At 73.1% G+C, this 24,613-nt stretch carries 24 protein-coding genes and 1 pseudogene; 11 read left to right on the top strand and 14 right to left on the bottom strand.

What is annotated here, in order from left to right; genetic code table 11:
* Window positions 1–56: 56 nt before the first annotated feature.
* The 3 genes from Prubr_RS28110 (at window position 57) to Prubr_RS28100 (ending at window position 3,803) form a co-directional block, all read left to right on the top strand.
* Window positions 57–1,820 carry a glycoside hydrolase family 3 protein gene (locus Prubr_RS28110; RefSeq protein ID WP_246567751.1) on the top strand — a complete coding sequence of 588 codons (1,764 nt, stop codon included), beginning with the start codon at window positions 57–59 and terminating at the stop codon, window positions 1,818–1,820.
* Between the two features lie 64 nt (window positions 1,821–1,884).
* Entirely contained in the window at window positions 1,885–2,490 is a 606-nt protein-coding gene (locus Prubr_RS28105; RefSeq protein WP_212817897.1) for a winged helix-turn-helix domain-containing protein, read from the top strand.
* Window positions 2,487–3,803: an MFS transporter gene (locus Prubr_RS28100; RefSeq protein ID WP_246567749.1), complete on the top strand. Its 1,317-nt coding sequence runs from the start codon at window positions 2,487–2,489 to the stop codon at window positions 3,801–3,803. The genes Prubr_RS28105 and Prubr_RS28100 overlap by 4 nt, the downstream gene beginning before the upstream one ends.
* A 51-nt stretch (window positions 3,804–3,854) precedes the next feature.
* Here the strand turns inward: Prubr_RS28100 and Prubr_RS28095 are convergent, their stop codons facing one another.
* Window positions 3,855–4,292, bottom strand: coding sequence for a GNAT family N-acetyltransferase (locus Prubr_RS28095; RefSeq protein ID WP_212817896.1), 438 nt, complete (start codon window positions 4,290–4,292; stop codon window positions 3,855–3,857).
* Window positions 4,293–4,330: 38 nt separating this feature from the next.
* Window positions 4,331–4,828, bottom strand: a complete 498-nt coding sequence (locus tag Prubr_RS28090; RefSeq protein ID WP_212817895.1) for a winged helix-turn-helix transcriptional regulator — start codon at window positions 4,826–4,828, stop codon at window positions 4,331–4,333.
* 90 nt (window positions 4,829–4,918) lie between these two features.
* Here Prubr_RS28090 and Prubr_RS28085 point away from each other — a divergent pair, with 90 nt between their 5' ends.
* Complete coding sequence (locus Prubr_RS28085; protein ID WP_212817894.1) at window positions 4,919–5,509, top strand: dihydrofolate reductase family protein; 591 nt, start codon at window positions 4,919–4,921, stop codon at window positions 5,507–5,509.
* Window positions 5,510–5,600: 91 nt separating this feature from the next.
* The gene (locus Prubr_RS28080) at window positions 5,601–6,128 is read left to right on the top strand and encodes an NADPH-dependent FMN reductase (RefSeq protein WP_212817893.1); all 528 of its coding nucleotides are present in this window, start codon (window positions 5,601–5,603) and stop codon (window positions 6,126–6,128) included.
* Between the two features lie 340 nt (window positions 6,129–6,468).
* Here Prubr_RS28080 and Prubr_RS28075 read toward each other — a convergent pair whose 3' ends face one another.
* Genes Prubr_RS28075 through Prubr_RS28055 form a run of 5 tightly spaced genes read right to left on the bottom strand, consistent with a single transcriptional unit; the run spans window position 6,469 to window position 10,808 of the window.
* Window positions 6,469–7,062 carry a GNAT family N-acetyltransferase gene (locus Prubr_RS28075; RefSeq protein WP_212817892.1) on the bottom strand — a complete coding sequence of 198 codons (594 nt, stop codon included), beginning with the start codon at window positions 7,060–7,062 and terminating at the stop codon, window positions 6,469–6,471.
* A gap of 37 nt (window positions 7,063–7,099) precedes the next feature.
* Entirely contained in the window at window positions 7,100–7,687 is a 588-nt protein-coding gene (locus tag Prubr_RS37180; protein WP_246567747.1) for a helix-turn-helix transcriptional regulator, read from the bottom strand.
* Window positions 7,684–8,295 carry a GNAT family N-acetyltransferase gene (locus Prubr_RS28065; RefSeq protein ID WP_212817891.1) on the bottom strand — a complete coding sequence of 204 codons (612 nt, stop codon included), beginning with the start codon at window positions 8,293–8,295 and terminating at the stop codon, window positions 7,684–7,686. The genes Prubr_RS37180 and Prubr_RS28065 overlap by 4 nt, the downstream gene beginning before the upstream one ends.
* Before the next feature lie 40 nt (window positions 8,296–8,335).
* Window positions 8,336–9,844 carry an APC family permease gene (locus Prubr_RS28060; RefSeq protein WP_212817890.1) on the bottom strand — a complete coding sequence of 503 codons (1,509 nt, stop codon included), beginning with the start codon at window positions 9,842–9,844 and terminating at the stop codon, window positions 8,336–8,338.
* A gap of 22 nt (window positions 9,845–9,866) precedes the next feature.
* Window positions 9,867–10,808, bottom strand: a complete 942-nt coding sequence (locus Prubr_RS28055) for a GOLPH3/VPS74 family protein (protein WP_212817889.1) — start codon at window positions 10,806–10,808, stop codon at window positions 9,867–9,869.
* Between the two features lie 22 nt (window positions 10,809–10,830).
* Here Prubr_RS28055 and Prubr_RS28050 point away from each other — a divergent pair, with 22 nt between their 5' ends.
* A complete protein-coding gene (locus Prubr_RS28050) occupies window positions 10,831–12,327 on the top strand; it encodes a hypothetical protein (protein WP_212817888.1) in 1,497 nt (498 codons plus the stop codon).
* Between the two features lie 42 nt (window positions 12,328–12,369).
* Here the strand turns inward: Prubr_RS28050 and Prubr_RS28045 are convergent, their stop codons facing one another.
* On the bottom strand, window positions 12,370–12,681 hold the full coding sequence (locus Prubr_RS28045) for a hypothetical protein (RefSeq protein ID WP_212817887.1): 312 nt from the start codon (window positions 12,679–12,681) through the stop codon (window positions 12,370–12,372).
* A gap of 73 nt (window positions 12,682–12,754) precedes the next feature.
* A complete protein-coding gene (locus tag Prubr_RS28040) occupies window positions 12,755–13,780 on the bottom strand; it encodes a TerC/Alx family metal homeostasis membrane protein (protein WP_212817886.1) in 1,026 nt (341 codons plus the stop codon).
* Window positions 13,781–13,876: 96 nt separating this feature from the next.
* Between Prubr_RS28040 and Prubr_RS28035 the strand changes: the two genes are divergently transcribed.
* Window positions 13,877–14,263, top strand: a complete 387-nt coding sequence (locus Prubr_RS28035; protein ID WP_212817885.1) for a hypothetical protein — start codon at window positions 13,877–13,879, stop codon at window positions 14,261–14,263.
* Here Prubr_RS28035 and Prubr_RS28030 read toward each other — a convergent pair.
* The 5 genes from Prubr_RS28030 to Prubr_RS28010 form a co-directional block, all read right to left on the bottom strand.
* A complete protein-coding gene (locus Prubr_RS28030; protein ID WP_212817884.1) occupies window positions 14,257–16,086 on the bottom strand; it encodes a dynamin family protein in 1,830 nt (609 codons plus the stop codon). The genes Prubr_RS28035 and Prubr_RS28030 overlap by 7 nt on opposite strands.
* A complete protein-coding gene (locus Prubr_RS28025; RefSeq protein WP_212817883.1) occupies window positions 16,079–17,305 on the bottom strand; it encodes a hypothetical protein in 1,227 nt (408 codons plus the stop codon). Before Prubr_RS28025 ends, Prubr_RS28030 begins: the two co-directional genes overlap by 8 nt.
* Before the next feature lie 209 nt (window positions 17,306–17,514).
* Entirely contained in the window at window positions 17,515–19,041 is a 1,527-nt protein-coding gene (locus Prubr_RS28020) for an N-acetylmuramoyl-L-alanine amidase (protein ID WP_343221513.1), read from the bottom strand.
* The gene (locus Prubr_RS28015) at window positions 19,041–19,199 is read right to left on the bottom strand and encodes a hypothetical protein (protein WP_212817882.1); all 159 of its coding nucleotides are present in this window, start codon (window positions 19,197–19,199) and stop codon (window positions 19,041–19,043) included. Before Prubr_RS28015 ends, Prubr_RS28020 begins: the two co-directional genes overlap by 1 nt.
* A 185-nt stretch (window positions 19,200–19,384) precedes the next feature.
* On the bottom strand, window positions 19,385–19,927 hold the full coding sequence (locus Prubr_RS28010; RefSeq protein ID WP_212817881.1) for a carboxymuconolactone decarboxylase family protein: 543 nt from the start codon (window positions 19,925–19,927) through the stop codon (window positions 19,385–19,387).
* Window positions 19,928–20,122: 195 nt separating this feature from the next.
* On the opposite strand from Prubr_RS28010, the gene Prubr_RS28005 reads away from it, so the two are divergent.
* The 4 genes and pseudogenes from Prubr_RS28005 to Prubr_RS27990 all read left to right on the top strand — a co-directional run bounded on the left by Prubr_RS28005 (window position 20,123) and on the right by Prubr_RS27990 (window position 24,597).
* Window positions 20,123–20,698: a copper chaperone PCu(A)C gene (locus Prubr_RS28005; RefSeq protein WP_212817880.1), complete on the top strand. Its 576-nt coding sequence runs from the start codon at window positions 20,123–20,125 to the stop codon at window positions 20,696–20,698.
* Entirely contained in the window at window positions 20,699–21,922 is a 1,224-nt protein-coding gene (locus Prubr_RS28000; protein WP_212817879.1) for a Dyp-type peroxidase, read from the top strand. It abuts the gene before it with no gap.
* Between the two features lie 19 nt (window positions 21,923–21,941).
* Complete coding sequence (locus Prubr_RS27995) at window positions 21,942–22,544, top strand: copper resistance CopC family protein (RefSeq protein ID WP_212817878.1); 603 nt, start codon at window positions 21,942–21,944, stop codon at window positions 22,542–22,544.
* Window positions 22,541–24,597: pseudogene (locus tag Prubr_RS27990) on the top strand (bifunctional copper resistance protein CopD/cytochrome c oxidase assembly protein). Before Prubr_RS27995 ends, Prubr_RS27990 begins: the two are co-directional and overlap by 4 nt.
* Window positions 24,598–24,613 lie beyond the last annotated feature (16 nt).

Genomic DNA, 24,613 nt, shown 5'->3' with positions numbered 1-24,613 from the left:
GTCGGGCGTACTCCAAACGGGGGACCGCGGCCGGGCCCGCCGGTACGGTGACGGTGGTGGACGGGCCGCCGTACCGGAACGCGCGCCTGCCGGTGGCGGTACGCGTCGAGGACCTGCTGCACCGGATGACGCTGCCGGAGAAGGCCGGACTGCTCTTCCACACCATGGTCGGCATCGGGCCGGCCGGTTCGCTGGCTCCGGACGATCCCGATGCCGGGCTGCTGTCGGCCGCCGAGATGGTGCGGGGCCGACGGATGAGCCACTTCAACCTGCTCGGCACGGCCGGGCCCGCCGACCTGGCCCGATGGCACAACCGGTTGCAGGAACTGGCGGCGTCGACCCGGCTCGGCATCCCGGTCACGGTGTCGTCGGACCCGCGGCACGCGTACTCGGCCAACCCGAACACGGCCGCGCTGGCCGGGGCGTTCTCGGTGTGGCCGGAGCCGCTGGGGATGGCCGCGACCCGGGACGCGGCGCTGGTGCGCGGATGGGCCGACGTGATCCGGCAGGAGTACGCCGCGGTCGGCATCCGGGTCGCCCTGCACCCGCAGGCCGACCTGGCGACCGAGCCACGCTGGCCGCGTACGCTCGGCACCTTCGGCGAGGACGCCGGGCTCGCCGCCGAACTGGTGCGGGCGTACGTCGGCGGGTTGCAGGGGCCGGTGCTCGGGCCGGACGGCGTCGCCGCGATGGTCAAGCACTTCCCGGGCGGCGGCGCCACCCACGACGGCGAGGACCCGCACTTCCGGTACGGCCGCGAGCAGGTGTATCCCGGCGGCCGGTTCGCCGACCACCTGCGGCCGTTCGTGGCGGCGCTGGACGCCGGCTGCTCGCAGGTGATGCTCGGCTACGGGATGCCGCGCGACACCGGGTACGAGGAGGTCGGGTTCAGCTTCAACCGGGACGTGGTCGGCGGGCTGCTGCGGCGGCGGATGGGTTTCGGCGGCATCGTCTGCACCGACTGGGGGGTGTTGACCGGGGCGGCGTTCCGGGGGCAGGTCCGGCCGGCGCGGGCCTGGGGACTGGAGCGCCTCTCCCCCGCCCAGCGGGCCCGCCGGGTCCTCGACGCCGGAGCCGACCAGATCGGTGGCGAGGCCGTACCGGGGCTGGTGGTCGACCTGGTCCGGACCGGGCAGGTCGGGGTGGGGCGGCTGGACGCCTCGGTCCGGCGGGTGCTGCGGGAGAAGTTCACCCTCGGGCTGTTCGACCGGCCGTACGTCGACCCGGACCGGGCGGCCCGGGTCGTCGGGTGTGCGCGGTTCCGGGCGGCGGGGCTGGCCGCCCAGCGGGCCTGCGTGACACTGCTGTCGAACGCGGCCCCGGACCGGCCGGCGCACCTGCCGCTACGGCCCGGGCTGCGAATCTGGTGCGACGGGATGGACCCGGCGGTCGTCGCGCGGGACGGGCGGGTGGTGGCCCGGCCGGCCGACGCCGACGTGGCGATCCTGCGACTCCAGGCCCCGTACGACCACCGGCCCGGGCAGTTCGAGGCGTTCTTCCACGCGGGGTCGCTGGAGTTCGCCGCCGGGGAGATGGCGCGCGTGCTGGCGATCGCCGCAGCCGTACCCACGGTCGTCGACGTCTACCTGGACCGGCCGGCGGTGCTGCCCCGGCTGGCGGCCGGGGTCGACGCGCTGGTGGTGTCGTTCGGGGTGGGTGACGAGGCGCTGATGGACGTGCTGGCCGGGCGGGCCGCGCCGCGCGGGCGGCTGCCGTTCGACCTGCCCCGCTCGTCGGCGGCGGTCCGGGCCGGCCGGCCGGACGTCGCCTTCGACACCGCCGATCCGGTCTTCCGCTTCGGCCACGGGCTGACCTACTAATTCCACAAGACTTCTTGTACGTCATCTCTTGTACGCCACTTCTTGTAGGTCTACGGTGAACCGCATGACCGACCGCAGCGAGGGCACCCGCACACCCCCTGACGACAGCCGTACCGTGCACCTGACCGACCCGCGGGCGATGCGCGCCCTGGCCCACCCGACGCGACTGCAGTTGCTCGGGGAACTGCGGACCCGCGGCCCGCAGACCGTGGGCATGCTCAGCGAGATCGTCGACGAGGCGGTCGGCTCGGTCAGCTACCACCTCGGCAAGCTGGCGTCGTTCGGCTTCGTCGAGGAGGTTCCCGAACTCGCCCGCGACCGGCGGGAACGGTGGTGGCGGGCGGCCCACGAGCGGACCACGTTCAAGCCGGTGGAGGTGCTCGACAACCCGGAGCGCCGGGCCGCCCTGGACTCCTTCCGCCGCTCCGTCCTGCGGCGCTACGTCGAGGTCCTGGAGCGCTACCTGGAATCCGAGGCGACCCTCGCCCCGGCGTGGGTCGCCGGCGCGACCAGCAGCGACACCCAGGTGCACCTGACCAGTGACGAACTGATGGAACTCCAGGCCGATCTGAAGGCGCTCGGCGACCGCTGGGAGGCCCGGGGCGTCGCCGGCCGGGCCGGCACCGAACCGGTCACCCTGATGTTCCACGCGTTCCGGCGGCCGGAGTGAAAACGGCCGCACGCATCCCGACGCAACGGACCCCCGACCGGCGGTACGGCCCACTGCTGGGGCTGGTCATCGGCCACGCGGTGTCGCTGACCGGCAACATGCTCACCATCATCGCCCTGCCGCTCTACGTGCTCGCCGAGACCGGATCGGCGGCGGCGACCGGCCTCGTCGCCGCCTTCGCCACCGCACCGATGGTGATCGGCGGCGCCTTCGGCGGGGTGGTGGTCGACCGGATCGGCTACCGCCGCGCCAGCGTCGTCGCCGACCTCGTCTCGGGCGTGACGATCGCCGCCGTACCGCTGCTCGACCGCACCGTGGGTCTGCCGTTCTGGGCACTGCTCGCGCTGGTCTTCGCCACCGGCCTGCTGGACACCCCCGGGCAGTCCGCCCGCATCGCACTGCTGCCCGAGGCCGCCGCCGCGGCCGGGGTGCCCATCGAGCGGGCCGTCGCCCTGTTCGAGGCCACCAGTCGCGGCTCCCGGCTCGTCGGCGCCCCGGTCGCCGGGCTGCTGGTGGCGGCCTTCGGCGCGCTGACCGTGCTCGCCCTCGACGCGGTCACGTTCGTGGTCTCCGCCGCCGTGGTCGCCGTACTCGTGCCGCGCGGCCTGCGCCCGGCGGCCGAGCCGGAGGCCGGCACCGGACCGGACGCCGACGCCGTCCGCCCGGGATACTGGCGCGAGTTCACCGACGGCGTACGGTTCCTGCTCCGCGAGCCGCTGCTGCGCCTCATCGTGCTGATGGTGCTGTTCACCAACCTCATCGACGCCGCGAAGGGCACCGTCCTGCTGCCCGTCGTCGCCGACCGCGAACTCGGCGGGGCGACCGCGTTCGGCCTTCTCGCCGGCGCGATGGGCGGTGGCGCACTGGCCGGCTCGCTGGTCTTCGGCGCGATCGGCCACCGGTTGCCGCGCCGGCCCACCTACGTGATCGCGTTCCTGATCGCGGGTGGCCCGCCGCACCTGGCGCTGGCCGCCGGCCTCCCGCTCCCGACGCTGCTCGCGATCACGCTCGTCGCCGGTTTCGCCGCCGGCGCGATCAACCCGATGATCGGGGCGATCGAACTCGAGCGGGTGCCGGTTGGCATGCGTGCCCGGGTGTTCGGCGTCATCGGCGCCGGCTGCTGGGCGGCGATGCCGCTGGGCTCGATCGGCGCCGGCCTGGCCGTGAACGCCTTCGGTACGACCGCCACCCTGGTCGTGTCCGGCTGCTGCTACCTGTTGCTCTCACTGATGCCGCTGCTCGGCGGCCCGTGGCGGGACATGACCCGCCCGTCCCCGGCCCGACCGGCTCCCGTACCGGAACCCGCTCCGTGAGCCGGTGGCGCTCGTGCCGGGACCGCTGTGGAACTCCACGGCGAATTCGGCTCAGCCCACCCCGGCCAGCCGGTAGACCTTCGAGTCACGCAGTTCGAACCCCAACCGCTCGTACAGGCGGTTGGCCGCCTCCCGCGACGGCCGCGACGTGAGGTCGACGGTCCGGGCCCCGTCGGCCCGGGCCAGGCGGACCGCCGCACCGGTCAACGCCGCGCCGACGCCCCGACCCCGCGCCGCCCCGTCGACGACGACGTCCTCGATCCAGGCCCGCAATCCGGTCGGGATCGGAAACGTGACGAGCGTCAGCGTGCCCATGATCTCGCCGTCGACCCGGGCGACCAGCAACCGGTTGCCCGGCCAGCCGGCGAGTGTTCGCAACGCCTCCGCGTCGAGCGCGCCGGCCGACTTCGACAGTTGGGGAAGCAGTCGTCCGAAGGCCTCGACGATTTCGTCGGTGACTTCCCGTACCACCTCGATCTCGACGCTCATGGCGGCGACTCTAGCGCCGCCCGCGGGCGGTCGGGGGCTCAGTTGGTGGTCCGGGCGAGTTCGGCCTGGTAGGCGGCGGTGAGCCGGTCGAGCACCGGCTCCGACCCCGCCGGCCGCGGGATGCCCAGGTGGAGTTCGCGCAGTTCGGCCATGAACTCGTCCCACAGTCGCGGTCCGCCGTCGGCGAGCAGCCGGGCCCGTACGGCGAGTTCGGGGCTGACCGGGAGGTGCCGGACGCCCCACGCACCGAGTTGGGCGAGCACCGGGACGAGTTGGATCGAGGGCTCGGTCAGCCGGTAGACGATCTTCTGTTTGTGGCCCGGGTCGGGTGCGCGCGACACCATGCCGAGGTCGACGAGCCGGTGCAGCCGGTCGGCGAGGATGTTCGACGCGATGCCCTCGTTGTTGTTGGTCAGCAGTTCGCGGAAGTGCCGGCGGTCGCCGAACATGATGTCGCGGATGACGATGAGCGACCACCGGTCGCCGAAGACCTCCAACGACAGGTTGATCGGGCAGCCCGAGCGGTGCTCCTCCACGTCACTCCCTTCCGTTGAGCCGCTTGCATTCTACAACCGGTACGACTACCTTGACCGGTTGTAGAATGCAACCAGTTTGAAGGGTGGATCATGCCTCCTGTCACGAGCAATCTCGCGATCTCCCTCGACGGCTTCTCGTCCCGCCCCGACCAGTCCCGCGAGCATCCGTTCGGCGCCGGCGTCGACCTGCACACCTGGATGTTCGAGACGGCGGACGAGAACGCCGCCGAGATCGCCGCCATCACCGGGGCCGGCGCCTACATCATGGGCCGCAACATGTTCAGCCCCGACCGCGGCGACTGGGACCTCGAATGGACCGGCTGGTGGGGCGAGGATCCGCCGTACCACGCTCCGGTTTTCGTGCTCGGCCACCACCCGCGCGAGCCGCTGGTGATGAAGGGCGGCACGACCTTCACGTTCGTCACCGACGGCATCCGCGCCGCGCTCGAGCAGGCGAGGGCCGTGGCCGGCGACAAGCGGATCTCGATCGCCGGCGGCGCGTCGACCGTCAACCAGTACCTGGCCGCCGGCCTGATCGACGAACTGCGGCTGCACGTCGTGCCCGTCACGCTCGGGCACGGCGACCGACTGTTCGACGGGGTGCCGCCGCTGCGGCTCGAGCAGGTGTCCGCCCGCCAGGCGTCGCTGGTCACCCACCTGACCTACCGCGTCCACCACTGAAAGCGGAGGGCCGGAGTTCGCCTTGACCTCAAGTTCGGTTTCGGTTTTAGCGTCAGGGCACCCGCTCGCAATGACTCTGAAGGGCCCTCGAATGACCATCTCACCCCTGCGCATCGCGGTGATCGTCGGCAGTACCCGCAAAGGCCGCTTCGGGCCGACCGTGGCCAACTGGTTCAGCGGTCACGCCGCCCACCGGCCCGACCTGCACGTCGAGATCGTGGACCTGGCCGGCCCAGAGCCGGTGAGCGCGGCACTGGCCGCGGCGGACGGTTTCGTGGTCGTCACCCCCGAGTACAACCACAGCTATCCGGCGCCGTTGAAGGCGGCGATCGACGCGCACTACAAGGAGTGGCACGCCAAGCCGGTCGCCTTCGTGTCGTACGGCGGGGTCTCCGGTGGCCTGCGCGCCGTCGAACACCTGCGTGGCGTCTTCGCCGAACTGCACGCCATGACCGTCCGCGACACGGTCAGCTTCCACCGGGTCCAACAGTGCTTCGATTCGGAGGGACGACCGACCGATCCGGCCCCGGCCGAGGCCGCCGACACCCTGCTGGACCGGCTCGCCTGGTGGGGCGACGCGCTGCGCGAGGCCCGGGCCCGAACCCCGTACGTCGACTGACCCGCGCCGGCTCTCGGCCGCCCATCGGACCGGCCCACCACGGATCGCCCAACGGCCGGATACCACTGTCACGCCCCACAGCGAGTTCGCTGTGTCTACGCCGAATTCGCTGTGGACCGCAACACCCCGGGGTCCTTCCTCGACAAACCGTCAGGGACGCCTGGCCTCGAACCGCGACGCCGCGAGGGAAAGGGGCCACCCGCCCGCAAGGCACCCCCGGCATGCCTTCTGATCACTGAGCCCGCGATCAAGGGGAAACCGTGCCGATCCGCGCCCGAAATGCACCACACATCCCCTTGATCGCGGGGCGCGACGGGCGGGGCGCGGGGGCGGCGGGGCGTCAGTCGGAGTCCAGGTCCAGGCGGACGACCCAGCGGGTACGGCCGCTGGTGCGCGAGCCGGTCGGGCGGACCCGCCGGAAGCCAACCGACTCGAACAGGCCGACCGTACCGAAGTAGGCGAACGTGTTGTCCAGCCGGCCGCCGTCCGGGTCGGCGGGATAACCCTCCAGTCCGCAGGCCCCCTCCGCGCGGGCATGGTCGACGGCCGCCGCGAGCAGGGTGTGCGCGATCCCGCGCCGGCGGTGCCCGGGGCGGACGAGGAAACACACCACCGACCACACCGGACGGTCGTCGATCTTCGGGATCGTCCGCGAGCGGTGGAGCCGTTCCAGGTCCGCGCGTGGCCCGAGCCCGATCCAGCCGACCGGCTCGCCACCCGCGTACGCGACCAGTCCGGGCGTCGGCCGGCGGCCGGTCAGGTCACGCAAAAGCTGCTCCCGCTCCTCGTCCGAACTGCGGGAGTAGTCACCGGAGGACATCCGGAAGTAGGTGCACCAGCAGTGCTGCTTCGTGTTGCCCGCGCCGAGCAGGGTCGCCACGTCGTCCCACCGGTCGGTGGTCGCCGGGTGGACCTCGACCTTCTCGTCCGACATCCGCCGATGCTATGCGCGATGCCGGGGCGTTCGCAGGTCAGCCGCGCGATCCGCCGGCCGCCGCCGGGCGGTCCTCCCCCGGCCGGTCACGACCGCCGGGGGTGGGCACCAGGTAGCCGCCCCAGACCAGCTCGACCGTGCCGGCCTCGACGGCATCGCATCCGGGGCCGCCCGCCGTACCGGCGAAAGCCGCGGACCCGGCGGGCACCGGAACACCGGGCGGCACGGCGGCCGGCGGGTGCGGCGCGGGTCGGGCGGCCGGTGGGTGCGGCGCCGGCCGGGTGGCCGGTGGTGGCGTCGCGGGCACCGGCACCGGGGACGGCTGCCGGAGTACCCGGTCGCGCATCAGCCCCCGGTAGGTGTCGTAGGCGCGTACGAATCCGTCGCCGGTGCCGAGAACCCGGTCGGCGTAGTGCCAGAAGGTACGGTCCGGCAGTGCCCGGCCGATCTCGGCGTTCGCCACCGAACTGCGACTGTAGGTGAGCCGCCGGGCCAGCTCGACCTGGGTGATCCCGAGTCCGCGTCGCGCCGCGGCCAGCCGCCGCCCCACCTCCCGGCGGGCGGCGGCGAGCGGAGCGGCGGCGAGCGGAGCGGCGGCGAGCGGAGCGTCCGCCGGCTCGGTCACCGGGCTCCGCCGGGAGCACGCCACATCGGCCACATCGGCGGGCCGCCGTCGGGCAGGTGGAACGCGGCGGCGTGCGGCCGGTAGCCGTGGCGCAGGTAGAGGTCACGGGCGCCGGGGCTGGTCGCGACCAGGTAGGCCGCGACCCCGGCCCGGTCGAGAAGTGTGTTGCGCCAGGCCAACAGGGCGCCGCCGAGACCGCTCCGCTGCCGCCCGGGCGCCACGCCGAGATAGGCGAGATAGTGGTGCGGGGTGGCCGGGTGGTGGTCGGCGAAGACCGCGTCGAGCTGCCGGAACCGGTCGGCGTACGGGCCGCAGGCGGCGGTGACGAGCCGGTCGTACCCGGTCAGGTCCGGCGGGCCGCTGACGTACGACTGCCAGAGCGCGACGGCGCTGTGGTCGTCGGTGGTGAGTACCGCGCCGTGGCGCAGCACCTCGTCGATCAGGCCGGCGCAGAAACGCTCGTAGACGGCTCGCCGCTCGACCGGATCGGCGATCAGCCAGACGCCGTCCGGCCCGTCGAGGAAGGCGTCGACGAGGGTGACGGCGAGCGGACCGACGTCCGCGGCGGTGGCGGTCCGGACGGTCACGGCCGTTGGTGTCTGTTGCATCGGTACGGCTCCTCGCTGGTCGGTCGGGTCTCGGGGCGGTTCAGGCGCGGACGGGGTCGGGCCGGCGGGCGCCGGACGGGGTGGCGGCCACGACGGTGGCGCTGTCCGGGCCGAGCCCGATCGCCGCGTACACCCGTGGTCGGGTGGCCCGTAGGATCAGCGCCCAGCCGGCCCCGGCCGTGGCGGCCACCGCGTAGCCGGCGGGGAGCAGCCACCGCAGCGGCGAGTCCCCCGGCAGATCGAGCAACGCGCCGAACCCGGCTACGGTGACGACCAGGACCGTGACGAGTACGGCGGCGGCGACGGTCGGGGCGGTGACCCGCCGCCAGACGGGCTCGCCGCGCCCGTCCCGGGCGAAGTAGCCGATCACGGCGACGCTGGTGGCGGCCATCAGGACGAGTACGCCGAGGCCACCGGTGACGCCGCCGGTGAAGAACAGGTGCCGGATCGGGTCGAGGCCGGCGCCGGCGAAGATCCCGAGAACGGTCAGGGCCAGGCCGCTCTGCAGCAGCGAGCCGTGCACCGGTGCCCCGGTGAGTCGCCCGGTACGGCCCAGCGCGGCGGGCAGCAGCCCCTCGCGGGCGAGCGAGAACGTGTACCTGGCGATCATGTGGTGAAAGGCGACCAGCGCGGCGAACAGGCTGGTCAACAGCAGCAGCCGGCCGAGGTCGACCAGGGCGGCCGGCAGGTGTGGCGCGGCGAGGGCGAAGAACAGGTCGGCGTCGTGTTCGCGGGCGGCGGCGACCACGTGTGCCGGGCCGGCGGCGACCGTCATCGCCCAGGTGGACAGCGCGTAGAGCGTGGCGATGAGGCCGAGCGCGAGATAGGTGGCCAGGGCCACGGTGCGGCGCGGGTCGCGGACCTCTTCGGCGAAGACGACGGTGGCCTCGTATCCGACGAACCCGGCGAGGCCGCCGACCAGGATGGCGATTGCGCCGGGGTCGGCGAGGTGGGCCGGGGACAGGGCGGTGAGGGTGACGCCGCCGGCGGCCGGGTGGCTGACCATCGCGAGGTCGAAGACCACGACGACCGCGAGTTCGAGCACCAGCAGCGTGCCGAGGACCCGGCCGTTGACCCGGACCGACCGCAGCCCGAGCACGGCGACCAGGGCCCAGGCGGCGCCGGCGCACAGCCACCACGGCAGGTGCCACCCACCGGCCCGGGCGAGGTCTGCGGCGACGGCGCCGAACGCGCCGTACAGGCTGATCTGGAGGCAGTTGTAGCCGAGCTGGGTGACCAGCGCGGCACCGACGCCGGGCACCCGGCCGAGGCCGAGGGTGACGTACGTGTAGAAGCCGCCGGCCTGCCGGACGTGTCGGGCCATGGCGACGTATCCGGCCGAGAAGACGGCCAGGAGCACGCCGACGGTCAGGTAGACCACCGGCACCCCGACGAAACCGGTGACCGCGAATCCGGTGGCGGCCGATCCGGCGACCACGGTCAGTGGCGCGGCGGCGGCCAGCACGAACGCGGTCACGGCCGGTACGCCGAGCCGGCTGCGGGCCAGTGCCTGGATGACCGGGCTGTGCGGGGGTGCCGTCGTCGGCATGTGTGCTCCAGGGGTGGTGGGGTCAGGTTCGGTAGGTGGTCACGGAGCGGCCGATCGCCGCGTGGGTCAGGCGGGCCAGTTCGGCCATCGGCGGCCAGCCGTGGTCGACCAGGGCGCGCAGGTTGTCGCGGGCCCTGGCGGGTGCGCCGTCGAGGACGTGGCGGTCCAGACCGGTGGCCCAGGTCAGTGCCGCGAGGCCCTGGTCGGCGGGGTCGAGCCGGCGGCCGCCGCGCAGCGCCATCGCGAGTCGGGCCGACGGCCAGCCGGCGGTGGTCGGCTCGACCGGCACCCAGGTGACCGTCCGGGGCACCCGGAGCCGGGACGTCTCCCGCCGGACGTGGCCGGCCTGGTGCAGCCGGCCGGCGACCCGCTCCACGACGCTCCCGGCCAGGTAGGCCAGCCAGGTGCCGACCGGGTGCGCGCCGCGTTCGGCGGTGAGCTGGTCGAGGACGGTGTGGGTGAGGCCGTCGGCGGGGGGTTCGGTGCTGAGGACGTACACGTCGCCGTGGTGGACGGTGATCCGGCCGGTGTAGAGCAGTTCGGCCAGCAGTGCCGAGGCGAGCCCGTAGGCGGTGGCCCGGGGGTGCAGCAGCGGCCGGCCGATCAGGTGGTGGTGGGCCAGCCGGAAGAGATCGTCGGCGAGCGGGTGGCGTACGTCGTCGGGCCCCGGGCCACCCGCGCGCCGGGCGGCACGGGGCGGCCGGGCGTCGGAGCTTCCCATCTTCTCCCGTCCAGGTCGCCGGTCGCGCACGGTGCGTCCACACTGGCCGGTGGCCGGCGGCAGCGGCAGACCGACGAAGTGGGCGTTCCAGGGGGTGTTTCGGGGATGGCCGGGCGTCTCCGGCACGGTCGGAGCGACCGGTGATCGTGGTAGGAACGACGCCATGACGTCGCGGAGGAACAGGTCCCGCCGGTCCGGGCGGAACGCCGGCGGTCGTTCGGCGGCCCGGACGAAGCGGTCCACATCGGGCCGCCCGTCGGCGAAGGTGCTCGGGATCGGGGCGGTGGTGGCACTCGGGCTGGGCGGGCTCTGGCTGGTGCTGGCGCCGTACTACGGCACGATCCTGGTCTGGGAACTGCGCGGCGGGCTGCCGCTGTTCGCCGCGCTCGCGGTCGCGGTCGCGACCTACCTCGCCGCCCGTACGCTGGCGTCGTCGCTGTACGGCGGCTACCGCACCGGGGTCGCGCTCCTGGCCGGCGTGCTCGGCCTGGCGGGCGGTGGCTGGTGGATGCTGCACACGTTCTACGAGCAGGACCGGACCTACCTGGCCGAGGTCGAGGTGGTCGACGCCGCGGTCCCGGGGCTGGAGCCGCGGGCGCCGTACCAGGTGGGGGTGGCGCAGGCCCGGCCGAATCTCGGTGACACGACCGGTGAGATCGCGGGCACCAGCTACCTGCCGGGTGTGGACCGGTTCGCGACCCTGGTCGACCGGCGCGGCTGGCTCGCCGGTTACGAGGTGGCGTTCACCCAGCAGATCCCGTTGCAGGGGCGGGGCGCGACCGACCAGAAGTGCCAGTTCGACCGGGAACACGCCACACGCCGGGTGTCGGGCTGGTTCGGCCACAACCTGGGTCGGCAGATCTCATCCGAGCGCCGGTGGGTGCGGTTCGACGGCGACGACGTGTACGCCTACTGCGACGGTGACCGGCCGGTCGTGGTGGTGCCGCTCAAACGGCAGGTCGGTGTCTGGGTGGTGGTCGAGAAGCCGGCGGGGGTGGCACTGTACGACGGCGCGACCGGGGCGTTGACGTTCACCACGGACACCGCCGGGATACCGGGGCCGTCCTATCCGTCGAGCATCGCCGGCTGGCAACGCGAGTCGACCGGGGCGATGGGCTCGTTCGCGGACTGGTTCTTCGGGCGGGTCGGCTGGCAGGTTCCCGACGACGGAACCAACGCCGGCAACGACGCCGAGTTCACCCTGGCGACGGCGGACGGCCGGCGGCCGGTCTACGTGACCCCGATGGCCGGGCGGGGTTCGGCGACCGCGATATCGGTGGTGTCGGTCGTGCCGGCACGGCATGCGGGGCTGGGCCTGGCGCCGGTGACGGTGCACCGGCTCGATCCGGTCTGGGTGTCGCCGGGAGCGATCGTGGACCGGATCAGGGCCGACTACCAGGACATCCCGAACTGGGTGAACATCAACGTCTACGAGGTGGTGCCGACCGGCGGCGACGGTTGGGCGGCGACGCTCGGCACCGGGCAGAACATTCTCTACCGGGCGTCGGGCGCCGGTGACCTCTCCGGCGACAAGGCGACGTGCCTGCAGCGGGCGGACGGTTCGGAGATCCGCTGCGGGAGTGTCGCCGACCGCGACGGCCGCGGGCCGGGCGGCGCGTACGGCGACGCCGGTGCACCGGGTGGTGGCGGGGTGCCGTCGGGTGATCTCGGTGGGCTGACCGACGCCGAACTCGCGGAACTGCACCGGCGGGTCGCCGACGAGGTCGCCTGCCGCCTCGCGGGGACCTGCGGGCGGAACTGAGGTCCGGGCCCGCGCCGGTGGCGCGGGCCCGGACCGGGAACGTCAGCCCCGGGTGACGTACCAGGGGTCGGGCTGCAGGGACCAGGTCGACGAGGGGCAGGAGACGGCGGAGGTCTGCCCCACCGGGACGAAGGGGCCGCTACGCACGGTCTCGTCGCCCCAGACACTGACGCAGTGGATCACCACGCGGACCTCGCCGGTGCCACCGGTGCAGGTGGCGTAGCCGGTCCCCAGGTTCGCGTACGTGGTGCAGCCGGTGGGCGCGGCCTGGGCCGCCGCGGCGGGAAGCACCGCCGCGGCGGCCGACAGCAGGCCGACGGTGGCGAGTCTGGTCAGTACCGTTCGTGCTCTCATCGTGGCACCTTTCTTCAGAAGGATATTCACCTTAGGAAGAAAATGACCATGAGACAAGGACGAACTTCGATGACTACCTCCGCGGTTCCGGCTCCTCGTCCGGGGCCTCCTGCGGCGGGTTCTTCGTCGCCTTCAGCGCGCCGGGATGGGCCTTGGCCGCCGGGTCACGCCGGGTCTTCGCGAGGCTGGCGACGGTCGTGACGGCCAGGACCACGACGATGACGCCGAGCGAGAACACCGTCTCGATCTGCGGCACCCAGTCCCAGATGGTGTGGCCCCAGTGCAGCACCAGCTTCACGCCGATGAAGGCGAGCACGACCGACAGGCCGGTGGAGAGGTAGACCAGCCGGTCCAGCAAGCCCTTGACCAGGAAGAACAGCGCCCGCAAGCCGAGCAGCGCGAAGGCGTTGGCGGTGAAGACGATGTAGGCCTCCTCGGTCACACCGAAGACCGCCGGGATGGAGTCGAGGGCGAAGAGCAGGTCGGAGCTGCCGATGGCGATCAGCACGATGAACAGCGGGGTGACCATGCGGCGGCCGTCCTGCCGTACGGTCAGCCGGCCGCCGACGTAGTCGGTGGTCACCGGCAGCACTCGCTTGGTCAGCTTGACCAGGCCGTTCTCCTGCACGTCGGGATCCTCGTCGCGGTGCCGGAAGAGCTGGACCGCGGTCCAGATCAGCAGCAGCCCGAAGAGCAGGAACATGAAGGTGAAGAGGCTCAGCAGGGTCGCGCCGACCACGATGAAGATCGCCCGCAGGATCAGCGCCATGATGATGCCGAAGGTCAACACCTTGTGCTGGTGCTCGGCCGGTACGGCGAACGTCGTCATGATGATCACGAAGACGAAGAGGTTGTCGACCGACAGGCTCTTCTCCACCAGGTAACCGGCGAAGTACTGCACACCGAAGTCGGTGCCGGCCTGGCTCATGAAGACGAGGCCGAAGACGATCGCGACGGCGATGTAGAACACCGACCAGGCAGTCGCCTCCCGGAACCCGACCGCGTGCGGCTTCGCCGCGGCGATCGCCAGGTCGAGGGCGAGCAGCGCCACGATCACCCCGATCGTGAGCAGCCAAACCCCGGTACTGATCTCAAGCATCTGGTCTACCTCCCGCGACGCGCACTACCCCGCTTGGACGGGCGCCATGCCGGAAGGCGACACCACTCGCAAAGTTGATCACCAAACCTACGGTACGTGCTCAAGCTGGGAATGCGTCGCGGCGCTACCGTTGACACAGCATTCGGACGACCGGGGAGGCACGTGATGAGCGACTACGAGACGTCTCAGACGAGCACCGATTACTATGAGACCCCGCCGAAGGACGAATCGTCGTTCAGTTTCGACGCCGGCTTCTACAACCGGGAGACGACCTCGGTCGTCGACGACACCGCGACCGAACGGGACGCGTACGGCGGCGAGGTGAAGGTCGACTACCCGGACTCGTGGCTACCTGAGGGCTCCACCGGCCCGAGCGAGTTCGGCATGGAAGCCGAGGTCTACCGTGAGGAGGTCCGGACCATCGAGAACGGCGTCAGCACCGACACGACCGGGTACGGCGGGAACGTCTCCGTCGACTACTGATCCGGCTCTGCCGAAAGCCGCCCGGACCACGGCGCGATCTCGGTCCGGGCGGCCTCGATCTCCTCGCGCTGCCGGTCCAGTGCCGTGACCGTCGCCGGCTTGCGCTCGACCGTCTCGGCGCCGAGCCGCTTGAGTTCGGTGTCGAGACGGGCCCCGAACTTGTCGACGATCTCCTCGCGGTTGGTGCGCCACGGCTTGTGCAGCGACCCGCCCTCGGCGGTGGAGAGGTTTTCCCGGACCTTCTTCCGCAGATCACGGATTCCCCGCAGCATCTCGCCCCGGTTGCCGCCCATCCCGTAGTGCACGAGGGAGAACACCCAGGTGGCGGGCATCGCCACCGCGACGAGGCCGGTCACGAAGCCCCCCAGGGTGCCGTCGACGAACAGCTCCCGGACCCCCTGGACGAAGGTGTCGAAGCGGTACGAGCCGGCGGACACGCCCTCGGCGGCGGACACCCCGGGTGGCGGCGGCATCTGCGCGACCGGCACCTCCGCGGCGAACTGCCGGATCGCCGCACGGTGGATGTCGGCCAGCAGGGCGGCGAACTCCCGGTCGGCGGCGACCAACGCCTTGTCGATCGCCTTCTGGGCGGAGTCCAGGGCCGCCCTGATCTCCTTCTCGATCCGCTCCGCCTCCGGCACCGGCAGGTTGAGCAGCCCCGACACCCGGCTCTCGATGCGATCGAGCAGGTCGGTCACCGTCTTGACCTCCCGTTCGGCGACCAGCTTGATCGACCGCCAGGCCGCGGCACGGGAGTCCTGCTCGGCGCGGCGCGCCGCCTCCCGCGCGCGGGCGACCGCGCTGGCCCGGGCCCGCACGGCACGGTCGCGCAGGTCGGCGGTGTCGATCCGCCCGGCGGCGACGTCGGCGAGCAGGGCCGCCCGGTCGGCGAGCGCCGCGTCGAGTTCGTGTACGACCCGCCGGCACAGCCCGGTGGTGACGAGCAGCCCGTTGTGCCGTACGTGCCGGACGACCGCCTCGTTGAACGCCTTCCACTGACCGAGCAGTTCGGGGGCGGCCGCGGACCGGTCGGCGCCGGCCGCGAAGGTCGGCAGGTGCAGCACGAAGACGTCGTCGGCGGTCAGCCCGAGCGCGCCGTCGGGCAGCCGGCGCAGCAGCAGTTCGCGTACGGCGCGACGGCGCAGCAGCAGGTGGTTCTCGATGTTCTCCGGGCGCAGCGGGGTCGGGTCGAACTCGTTGCTGACCACGGCGGCCAGCCGTACGTCGTGCCGGCTCTCCCGCAACTCCTCGACGATGCCGACGAGCGTCGCCATGCTGGTGCGGCCCGGCGTGAGCAGCACCGCGGTGAACGCGGTGCCGGCCAGGTGGGCCCGGGTCTCGGCGGCGACCTCGGGCGACACACCGTGCACGCCGGGCAGGTCGACCAGTTGCAGCCCGTCGCGCAGCAGTGGATGGTCGAGCAGTACCTCGCCGCGCAGCACGCCGCGCTCGTTGTCGTGGTTGTGCTCCTGGAGCAGCCACCGGTCGAACCCGGCCCGGTCGACCTCGGCGGTCGCCTGTCCCCCGCCCTTGGTCCGGTGGACCACCCGGTAGGCCGGGGTGGGGTCGGTGCCGTACCGGAAGTGGACCGGAGCGACGGTGCCCGGGTCGTACGCGGAGATCGGGGCGACGTCGGCACCGAGCATGGCGTTGATCAGGGTGGACTTGCCGGCACCCTCGGCACCGGCGACGACCAGGTGGCCACGCTCGTACGCCCGGCGGGCGGCGACGGTGCCCGCACGCACCGGTTCCGGCACGACGGGGAGCAGGATGACCCAGGTGTCGAGCTGGTCCAGCAGCTCGCCGAGGGAACGCTCAGGCATCCCGCACCGCCGTGGTGATCTCGGCGACCTCGGCGGCGAGCTTGTCGGCGCCGTCTTCGGCGGCCCGGGCCGCGATCGCGTCGAGCAGAGCGGCGAGCCGGGCGCGGTATTCGTCGTCGGTGCCGGCCACCGCCGCCGCCGACTGGCTCAGCCCCGGATACGGTGCGCCGACGAGCGCGTAGTCGGGGTGGACGAGCACCGCCAGCGACTCGCGTACGGTTGCCAGCGCCAGGTCGGAGCGGCCGCGGTCGAGCTGGCGGGCGGCGACGTGCAGCAGATGGAAGGCGGGGTCGACGACCTGGTCGATGGCCACGCCGAGGTCGTACGGCCACTCCGGCAGGGCGGCCCGGCCGAGCATCGCCACCGAACCGTCGAAACGCTGCCGGTAGCGGGCCCGGTTTCCGAGGTAGTAGGCGTCGACGGCGGCGGTCGCCACGGCCGTGACCGAGCGGGCCGCGACCTCGATGTTGACGCCCACGCGGTCGGCCTCGGTCTCCGGCATGGCAAGCCGGTAGCCGGCCGGCACAGAGGCGTTCAGTTCGGCGATCGTCTCCTCGGTCCAGTGGCCGGGGCGGGCGAGCCGGTGCCGGTAGACGCTGCGCATCGGTTCGGCCGGCGCGTCGGACCGCGGGCGCAGGTGGCAGCCGCCGAGGCTGACGTCGAGGGTGTCGCGGGCGAAGGCCACCTGGACGATCATCGTGGGGATGCCGTAGAGGTCGTTCCAGTAGAAGCCCGCGTGCGGCCAGGACAGCGGCCGCATCGCGTCGTAGAGCAGGACCAGGCCGTCGGCGGACAGTTGGCGGCGCAGCGCGTCGGCGACCGCCTGTCTCAGGCCGGCCCAGTGCGGTTCCGGGGTTCCGTGGAATCGGGGCAGCAGCACCACCAGCGGCAGCGCCGACAGGTCCGGGGAGAGCAGGCTGAGGCTCTGGCGCAGGTGTCCCGGCCCCTCCTCCAGGGGGTAGGTGTCGAACACCGTCTTGTCACGGATGGCGAGCAGGGTGTTCTCCCGGCGCAGCCGGGCCTCCAACTCGGCCAGGTCGCGCTGGCGCAGCTCGCGTACGGCCTCGAGCTGCCGCTCGTGGCCGAACCGGTCGGCGGCCTGGGCGCGTTCGAACCGGTGCTGGGCGGTGCGGGCCTGGGCGGCGGCGGCGATCTGGGCCCGGGTGTTGAAGATCGATGCGGCGGCCTGGGCGGCGGAGCCGAGGCCCAGCATGCTCATCTCATTCAACAGACGCCGCCTCTCCGTTGCCGACCGGACCTCGTTCCATTGTCGTCGGCCGCGGGAGGCGGGGGTAATGCCACATCGGTGTGTCGGGACAGACCCGGCTGGTCGGATACCTGACCGACGGTAGGGATCCCGGCGCCGTCCGGCCGATCCGGGCCGCCGCCACCGCGGCGGCGGCCCGGATCGGCCGGACTCGCCGGTGGTCAGGCGGCGAGCGAGCCGCCCCAGTTGTCGGTCGCGAGATGACCGGCGGCGTCGTGGAAGACGCGGTGTTCGAGGGTGCCGTTGTTGGTGCGGTAGAAGACGTGGTGACCACCGCCGGTGGTCAGGCCGGCCGGATCGCCGGCCACCACCCCGCGGGCGCCCCAGTCGTCGCTGCTCGGATTGATACCCGGCCACCAGAACCAGTGCGCCAGGTCGCCGTTCGCCCGCCGGCCGAAGATGTGCTGCTGGTCGCGGTGGACGAAGGCGTGCGGGTTGCCGGCGAAGGTGCCGCCGGCCCATACGCCGCCGTTGAGGGTGCCGGACGGGTCGTCGAAGAAGCGGTGCTGCAACGCGCCGCCGGTGTTTCGGTAGAAGATGTGGTGCTGGGTCGGGGTGGAGAAGCCGGTGACGTCGGAGGCGATGCCCGAGGTGATTCCCCAGCTGTCGGTGCTCGGGTTGATGCCGGGCCACCAGAACCAGTGGATGAGCCCGCCGGCGGCGTTGCGGGCGAAGATGTGCTGCTGATCTTTGTGCACGAACGCGTACGGGTTGCCGACGAACGGTCCGCCGGCCCACACCCCGCCGCTGACCTGGCCGCTGACGAGATCGAAGAACTTGTGCTCCAGCAGCCCGTCCGGATTGCGGTAGAAGACGTGCTGCTGGTTGCCGTACGCGAAGCCGGTGGGGTTGGACATCACCCGGCCGACGGCACCCCAGTTGTCCAGCCCCGGCGCGCCGCCGCCGCTCTGCCACCAGTGCCGCAGCGTGTTGTCGGTCCCGCGGGCGAAGACGTGCTGCTGCCCGTTGTGCACGTAGCCGACCGGCCGGCCGGTCAGCGGGGCGCCGCCCCACTCGGGCCGGATGATGCCGGTCGACGGCGACCAGGACAGGTTGACCAGCGCGCCGCCGGTGCCGACCGCGACGAGGTGCTGCTGGTCGCCGTAGAGGTAGGCCTGGCCGGACACCGGGGCGGTGCCGCCGCCGGCCATCCGGGCGGCCACGTCGGCGCGCATCGTGTCCAGGTTGATGAACGACGGGTCGATCTTGCCGGTGGTGCTGGTCTCCCGGTGCCCCCGGGCGTGGTTGGCGTCCCGTCCGAGCCGGCGCAGTACGGCGGCGGTGGCGGCCACCGAGGCGTTGTACTGCGCCGGCGTCATCTGCTGGTTGACACCGTTGTAGTCGATCTCCCAGCCGATCATGAGGGTGTTGCCGTCACCGGCCGGGATGGGGCCGCTGCCGCGGCTCACGCCGGCGTGGTTGGCCCGGCCGGCGGAGATCAGGTGGAAGACGCCGTGGTAGTCGACCAGCGCGTGGCACAACGGGCCAGCGAGGTCGGGCCGGCCGTTTATGCAGATGTTCAGCGCCGGATGCGGGTTGGTGGGGCTCGAGGTCGCGGCGGTGTGGTGCCACAGCACCCCGATCGGGTCGAAGGCGCCGGGACGCATCCGGGCCTGCCAGTTGCCGTGCTCGACGACCCGGACGCCGGCGCCACGCAGGACGTCGGCGAGCCAGGGCACGGTGGCCATCAGACCGTCTCGATCAGGTCGGCGACGCACTCCACGGCCCGGGGGCGGGCCTGCGCCGGGCGGCCGGTCAGGCCGACGGCGGCGGCCGCCGCCGCGATCAGCGCCGGCACGCCGAACAGGATACGGCGCGACAGCCGGGTGGTGCGGGCAGTGTCCATGGTGCTCCTTCGATCGGGCACGCTGCCGCGCGCACGACCGGTGCGGCACCTCGGCGGGATCCCCGCACGTCACCGACCTCCGCCGCGCCGTCGCGGCACCCGGGACCGGGTCGGCCGGGCGAAAGTATCCTCCAATGATGTTGGTCGATTAGACAAGTACCTGCATGGGTGTACTTCGATCGAGGTCAGGAGCTGTAGCCGAACTCGGCGATCCGCTCGGCGGTGCGCAGGTAGGCCGCCGGATCGGCGGCCGGCACCGTACCCAGGCCGTCGACGTAGCGGTTGAACATGCAGAACGCCGCCGCGATCAGCACCGTGTCGTGGATCTCGAGATCGGTGGCACCCTCCGCACGGGCGGCCGCCACCAGGTCGGCGGTCACCTTCCGGCCGCTCTCCTGCACCGCGCCGGCGATCCGCAGCAGCGCCCGCAGCTTCTCGCTGACCGGCGCCGAGTCCAGATCAGCCCGGACCCGGTCGACCAGGGCCATCCCCTCGTCGAGCTGCACGGCGGCGAACGCCGAGTGCGAGGAACAGCAGAACTCGCACTCGTTGAGCCCGGAGACGTACGCCGCGATCAGCTCCCGCTCGCCGGGCGTCAACGGGTGCTCACCCCGCAGCAGGACGTTCACCAGGTCGTTGAGGGGCTTGGCGGTCTCCGGGCGGTAGCGCATCGGGCCGCTGATCCCCGGGTAGCTCCGCTCGTCCACGCCAAGATCGATGTGTGCCACGGGTGCCCTCCCCAGTCCGGGGCCCCGAGGACGGGCGCGACGGAACGCCCGGGCCGATCCGGTACGGCCACCGGAAGCCCCCATCGATCATCCACGATGGAGTCTCGCGCGTCACGGCTTGACTTTCCCGCCGGCCGGAACCAGCCGCCGCCGACAGCCGACCACCAGGGCACAGACACTGTTGGAGGAAGAAGAATGGCGCGGATCCCCGTACTCGCCCGGCGGCCGGCGTGGGCGGCCCGGCTGGGTGCCGGCATAGCCGTACTCGCCCTGCTGGCCCTGACCGGCTGCGGTGCCGACGACGCGGCGGCCGGCGACCCCGACGCCCCGGCCACGCCCGGGACGGCGGCCGCGCTGACCGTACGCGACCCCTGGGTCAAGGTCGCCGACAGCGGCATGACCGCGGCGTTCGGCACGCTGGTCAACGGGTCGGACGCGCCGGTGACCGTGGTCGGCGCCACCACGCCGGTCTCGCCGATGGAACTGCACGAGATGGCGATGCAGGACGGCGCGATGGTCATGCGCGCCAAGCCGGACGGCATCACCGTGCCGGCCGGCGGCAGCCACGTGCTCGAACCCGGCGGCGACCACCTGATGCTGATGGCACTGAGCCAGCCGGTCCGGGCCGGCGACGAGGTCGAGATCACCCTCACCCTGGGCGACGGCCGCACCGTCGGGTTCACCGCCCTGGCGAAGCCGTTCGCCGGGGCGCAGGAGAGCTACGCCCCCGGGCACGGCGGCGACCCGAGCCCGAGCCCGCACGCCGGCTAGATGGCCGCCTTCTCCGCACCGGTCAGCCGGCGGCACCTGCTCACCGGCGGCGCGCTCGCCGCCGGTGGCGCGGTGGCCGGCGCCGCCGTGACCGCCGCCGCCACCGGCCGCGCCGCCCCGGCACCCACGACGCCGGTCGCCGTCGACCCCGGTACGGCCGTCGAGCCGTTCCACGGCCCGCACCAGGCGGGCGTCGCCACCAGTCCGCAGGCACACGCCAGTTTCCTCGCGTTCGACCTGGCCCCCGGCACCGACCGGGCGGCGCTGGGTCGGCTCATGCGGCTGCTGACCGACGACGCCGTACGGCTCACCCGCGGGCAGCCGGCCCTGGCCGACACCGAACCCGAACTCGCCGTGCTGCCGGCCCGGCTCACGGTCACCTTCGGGTTCGGGCCGGGACTGTTCCTGGCCGCCGGGCTCGACGACCGCCGGCCGCCGTCGGTCGCCCCGCTGCCGGCGTACCCGATCGACCGGCTGGAGGACCGCTGGTCCGGCGGCGACCTGCTGATCCAGCTCTGCGCCGACGATCCGGTCACGGTGGCGCACGCGCAGCGGATGCTGGTCAAGGACGCCCGTGCCTTCGGCACGCCGCGCTGGACCCAGCGCGGCTTCCGCCGCGGGGCGGGCGTCGAACCGGACGGCCGTACCCAGCGCAACCTGCTCGGCCAGCTCGACGGGACCACCAACCCGGCGGCCGGTGACGCGACCTTCGGTCCGGCGGTCTGGGCGACCGGCGGTCCGGACTGGTTCCGCGACGGCACCACCGTGGTGATCCGCCGGATCCGGCTGGAGTTGGAGACCTGGGACCTGCTCGGGCGCGCCGGCAAGGAGTTCGCCGTCGGGCGCCGGCTCGACACCGGCGCCCCGCTGACCGGTACGGCCGAGCACGATCCGCCCGACTTCACCGCCACCGACGCGACCGGGTTCACCGTCATCCCGGAGTTCTCGCACGTCGCGCGGGCGCACGTGGCCGACGAGGAGCTGCGGATGCTGCGCCGGCCCTACAACTACGACGGGCAACCCGACGCCGCCGGCCAGCCCGACAGCGGTATGATATTTGCCGCATACCAGGCGGATGTGGCGCGGCAGTTTCTTCCCGTCCAGCAGCGACTCGCCGAGTCGGACCTGCTCAACGAGTGGACCACGCCGATCGGGTCGGCGGTCTTCGCGATCCCGCCGGGCTGCGCCGAAGGTGGCTGGATCGGCCAGCAACTGCTCGGCTGAAGCCGTGAATGGAGTTCCGATGACCTCCCACCCGCACCGCGGGCCGCGCCGTACGGCGCCGGCACGCGTCCTGGCCGCGGTGGCCGCGACCGCGCTGGCGCTCATCGCCGGCCTCGCCCTGCCGGCCGGCCCGGCGTGGGCACACAACCAGCTCACCACGGCCGAACCGGCGCCGAACAGCACCCTCGACGCGGCGCCGCAGCAGGTCGTGCTGGAGTTCGTCGAGCCGCTCAACCCGCGGTACACCGCGATCGTGGTGACCGACGCCGCCGGCATGACCGTGTCCGACGGGACGCCGGAGATCACCGGCAACCGGGGCACGGTCACGTTCGCCGCGCCGCTCGCCGGTGGCGCCTACACCGTGGCCTACCGGGTCGTCTCGCTGGACGGGCACCCCGTGCAGGGCTCGTACCCGTTCACCGTCGCCGGACCGGAACCGGCCGGGGTGGCCCCGACCGGGACCGCGTCCGCCCCGGCGACGGACGCCGCGGTCGACGCGGCCTCGGTCACCGAGAGCGGCGGCGGTTCCGGTACGGCCGTCGCGCTGGCCGCCGCCGCGATCGCGCTCATCGCCGTCGTGGTCGCGCTGGGCGTCCGGCGGATGCGGCGCGGCCGTCCATGACCACCGAGCTCGCACCGCCGCGGCCGGATCTGGCCCCGGCGCCGGCCGGCTCGGGTCGCCGCTGGCCGATCGTGCTGGCCGGCGGCACGGCGGCCCTGGCGGCGCTGCTGCTCCTGCTCGGGTACGGCGGCGCGGTCGTCGACGAGGCGCTGCCCGGACTGCCGTACCCCGGGCCGCTGACCGCCTGGGGACTGCCCGTCGCCCGGCTGGGCACCCAGGTGTCCGCCGTCGCCACCATCGGCCTGCTGCTCGCCGCCGTCGTCCTGTCCCCCCGCTCCGACGGCGGACTGTCCGCGATCGGCTACCGGCGGCTGCGGCTGGCCGGCTGGACCGCACTGGCCTGGTGCCTGTGCACGGTCGCCAGCCTCTGCCTCACCCTGTCCGACCTGCTCGGGCAGCCCGTCTCCCGGGCCGTGTCGACGACCTCGCTGATCAACTTCGCCACCTCGGTCGACCTCGGCAAGGCGCTCGCCGTCTCCGCGGCCCTGGCCGGCACGGTCTTCGCGCTCGGCCGGATCGGCCTGCGACCGGCCGGCGCCACCGTCGCGCTGGCCGTCGCCGTACTCGCCGTGGTGCCGCCGGTCTTCACCGGGCACGCCGCCGCGGCCAGCGACCATCAACTCGCCGTATCGTCGCTGCTCCTGCACGTGGTGCCGGTCACCCTGTGGGCCGGTGGGCTGCTCGCCCTCGCGCTGGCCGGCCGGTCCCGCTCGGCGGACCTGCCGGTCGCCGTACGCCGGTTCTCGCCGCTGGCCGCCTGGTGCGTCACCGCCGTCGCGCTGTCCGGCCTGCTGTCGGCCGGGGTCCGGCTCGCCGGCCCCGGCGACGTGTTCGGCACCCGGTACGGGCAGATCGTGGTGCTCAAGACCCTGCTGCTGCTCGCCCTGGTCGCCGCCGGCTGGTGGCAGCGCCGCGCGGCGCTGCCCGCCCTCGACCGTGGCGACCGGCGGACGTTCGCCCGGGTCGCGCTGGTCGAGGTGCTGCTCTTCGGCGCGGCGATGGGTGCCGCGGTCGCGCTCGGCCGCACCCCCACCCCGACCGGTGACGTGCCGGAGGAGGACCTCGCCACCGCGCTGCTCGGCTTCCCGATGCCGGCCGAGTTGACCGCCGGCCGGCTGATCGGCCAGTGGCTGCCCGACCCGCTCTTCATCACCTTCGCCGCTGCCGCCGCCGGCCTCTACGTCGCCGGGGTGTGGAAGCTGCACCGGCGCGGCGACGCCTGGCCGGTGGCCCGGACCGCCGCGTTCCTCGCCGGCTGCGCGGTGATCGTCGCGGCCACCTCCAGCGGGCTGGCCCGGTACGCCCCGGTGCTGTTCTCCATGCACATGACCCAGCACCTGCTGCTGACCATGGTCGCCCCGATCCTGCTGGTGCTGGCCGGCCCGGTCACCCTCGCGTTGCGGGCCCTGCCCCCGTCGGTAGACCCGGCGTGGCCCGGCCCCGCGAGTGGCTGGTGTCGGTGATGCACTCCCGGTGGGCGGTGGCGGTGTCACATCCACTGGTCGCCCTGCCGATCTACGTCTTCAGCATGTACGTCATGTACTTCACCGGCCTGTTCGACCTGGCGCTGCGGTCGCACGCCATGCATCTGTTCATGGTCGGTCACTTCCTCGCCGCCGGCTATCTGTTCTTCTGGATCGTCATCGGGGTCGACCCGACGCCCCGGCCCCGCCCCACGCCGCCGCTGCGGATGCTGCTGGTGCTGATCAGCATGGTGCTGCACGCCTTCCTCGGTGTCGCGATCATGCAGTCGACGACACTGCTGGCCCCGGAGTGGTTCACCGCGTTGCCGCGCCCCTGGGGACCGTCACCGCTCGACGACCAGCACACCGCGGGCGGCATCGCCTGGTCGTTCGGCGAGGTGCCGGCGCTGCTGGTCATCCTGGCGCTGCTGCGGCAGTGGATGCGCGCCGACGAACGGGAACAGCGGCGCCTCGACCGGGCCGCCGACCGGGCCGAGGCCGAAGGGGTCGACGACGCGCACGCGGCGTACAACCGGATGCTGGCCGAGCTGGCCCGCCGGTCCGGCCGCGACCCCGACCGCCCGGCCTGACGTACGGCGGTCAGCC

The organism is Polymorphospora rubra (assembly GCF_018324255.1).
Lineage (GTDB): Bacteria > Actinomycetota > Actinomycetes > Mycobacteriales > Micromonosporaceae > Polymorphospora > Polymorphospora rubra.
The sequence above is the reverse complement of the archived record's forward strand: the minus strand, read 5'-3'. Positions and strand labels throughout refer to the sequence as shown.

Coding starts and splice junctions, on each gene's coding strand:
- Prubr_RS28105 (WP_212817897.1), top strand. CDS start 1,885: ATGACCGACCGCAGCGAGGGCACCCGCACACCCCCTGACGACAGCCGT.
- Prubr_RS28030 (WP_212817884.1), bottom strand. CDS start 16,086: ATGCCTGAGCGTTCCCTCGGCGAGCTGCTGGACCAGCTCGACACCTGG.
- Prubr_RS27995 (WP_212817878.1), top strand. CDS start 21,942: ATGACCTCCCACCCGCACCGCGGGCCGCGCCGTACGGCGCCGGCACGC.
- Prubr_RS28025 (WP_212817883.1), bottom strand. CDS start 17,305: ATGAGCATGCTGGGCCTCGGCTCCGCCGCCCAGGCCGCCGCATCGATC.
- Prubr_RS28075 (WP_212817892.1), bottom strand. CDS start 7,062: ATGTCGGACGAGAAGGTCGAGGTCCACCCGGCGACCACCGACCGGTGG.
- Prubr_RS28015 (WP_212817882.1), bottom strand. CDS start 19,199: ATGGACACTGCCCGCACCACCCGGCTGTCGCGCCGTATCCTGTTCGGC.
- Prubr_RS28060 (WP_212817890.1), bottom strand. CDS start 9,844: ATGCCGACGACGGCACCCCCGCACAGCCCGGTCATCCAGGCACTGGCC.
- Prubr_RS28000 (WP_212817879.1), top strand. CDS start 20,699: ATGGCCGCCTTCTCCGCACCGGTCAGCCGGCGGCACCTGCTCACCGGC.
- Prubr_RS28020 (WP_343221513.1), bottom strand. CDS start 19,041: ATGGCCACCGTGCCCTGGCTCGCCGACGTCCTGCGTGGCGCCGGCGTC.
- Prubr_RS28040 (WP_212817886.1), bottom strand. CDS start 13,780: ATGCTTGAGATCAGTACCGGGGTTTGGCTGCTCACGATCGGGGTGATC.
- Prubr_RS28005 (WP_212817880.1), top strand. CDS start 20,123: ATGGCGCGGATCCCCGTACTCGCCCGGCGGCCGGCGTGGGCGGCCCGG.
- Prubr_RS28095 (WP_212817896.1), bottom strand. CDS start 4,292: ATGAGCGTCGAGATCGAGGTGGTACGGGAAGTCACCGACGAAATCGTC.
- Prubr_RS28085 (WP_212817894.1), top strand. CDS start 4,919: ATGCCTCCTGTCACGAGCAATCTCGCGATCTCCCTCGACGGCTTCTCG.
- Prubr_RS28045 (WP_212817887.1), bottom strand. CDS start 12,681: ATGAGAGCACGAACGGTACTGACCAGACTCGCCACCGTCGGCCTGCTG.
- Prubr_RS28080 (WP_212817893.1), top strand. CDS start 5,601: ATGACCATCTCACCCCTGCGCATCGCGGTGATCGTCGGCAGTACCCGC.
- Prubr_RS28065 (WP_212817891.1), bottom strand. CDS start 8,295: ATGCAACAGACACCAACGGCCGTGACCGTCCGGACCGCCACCGCCGCG.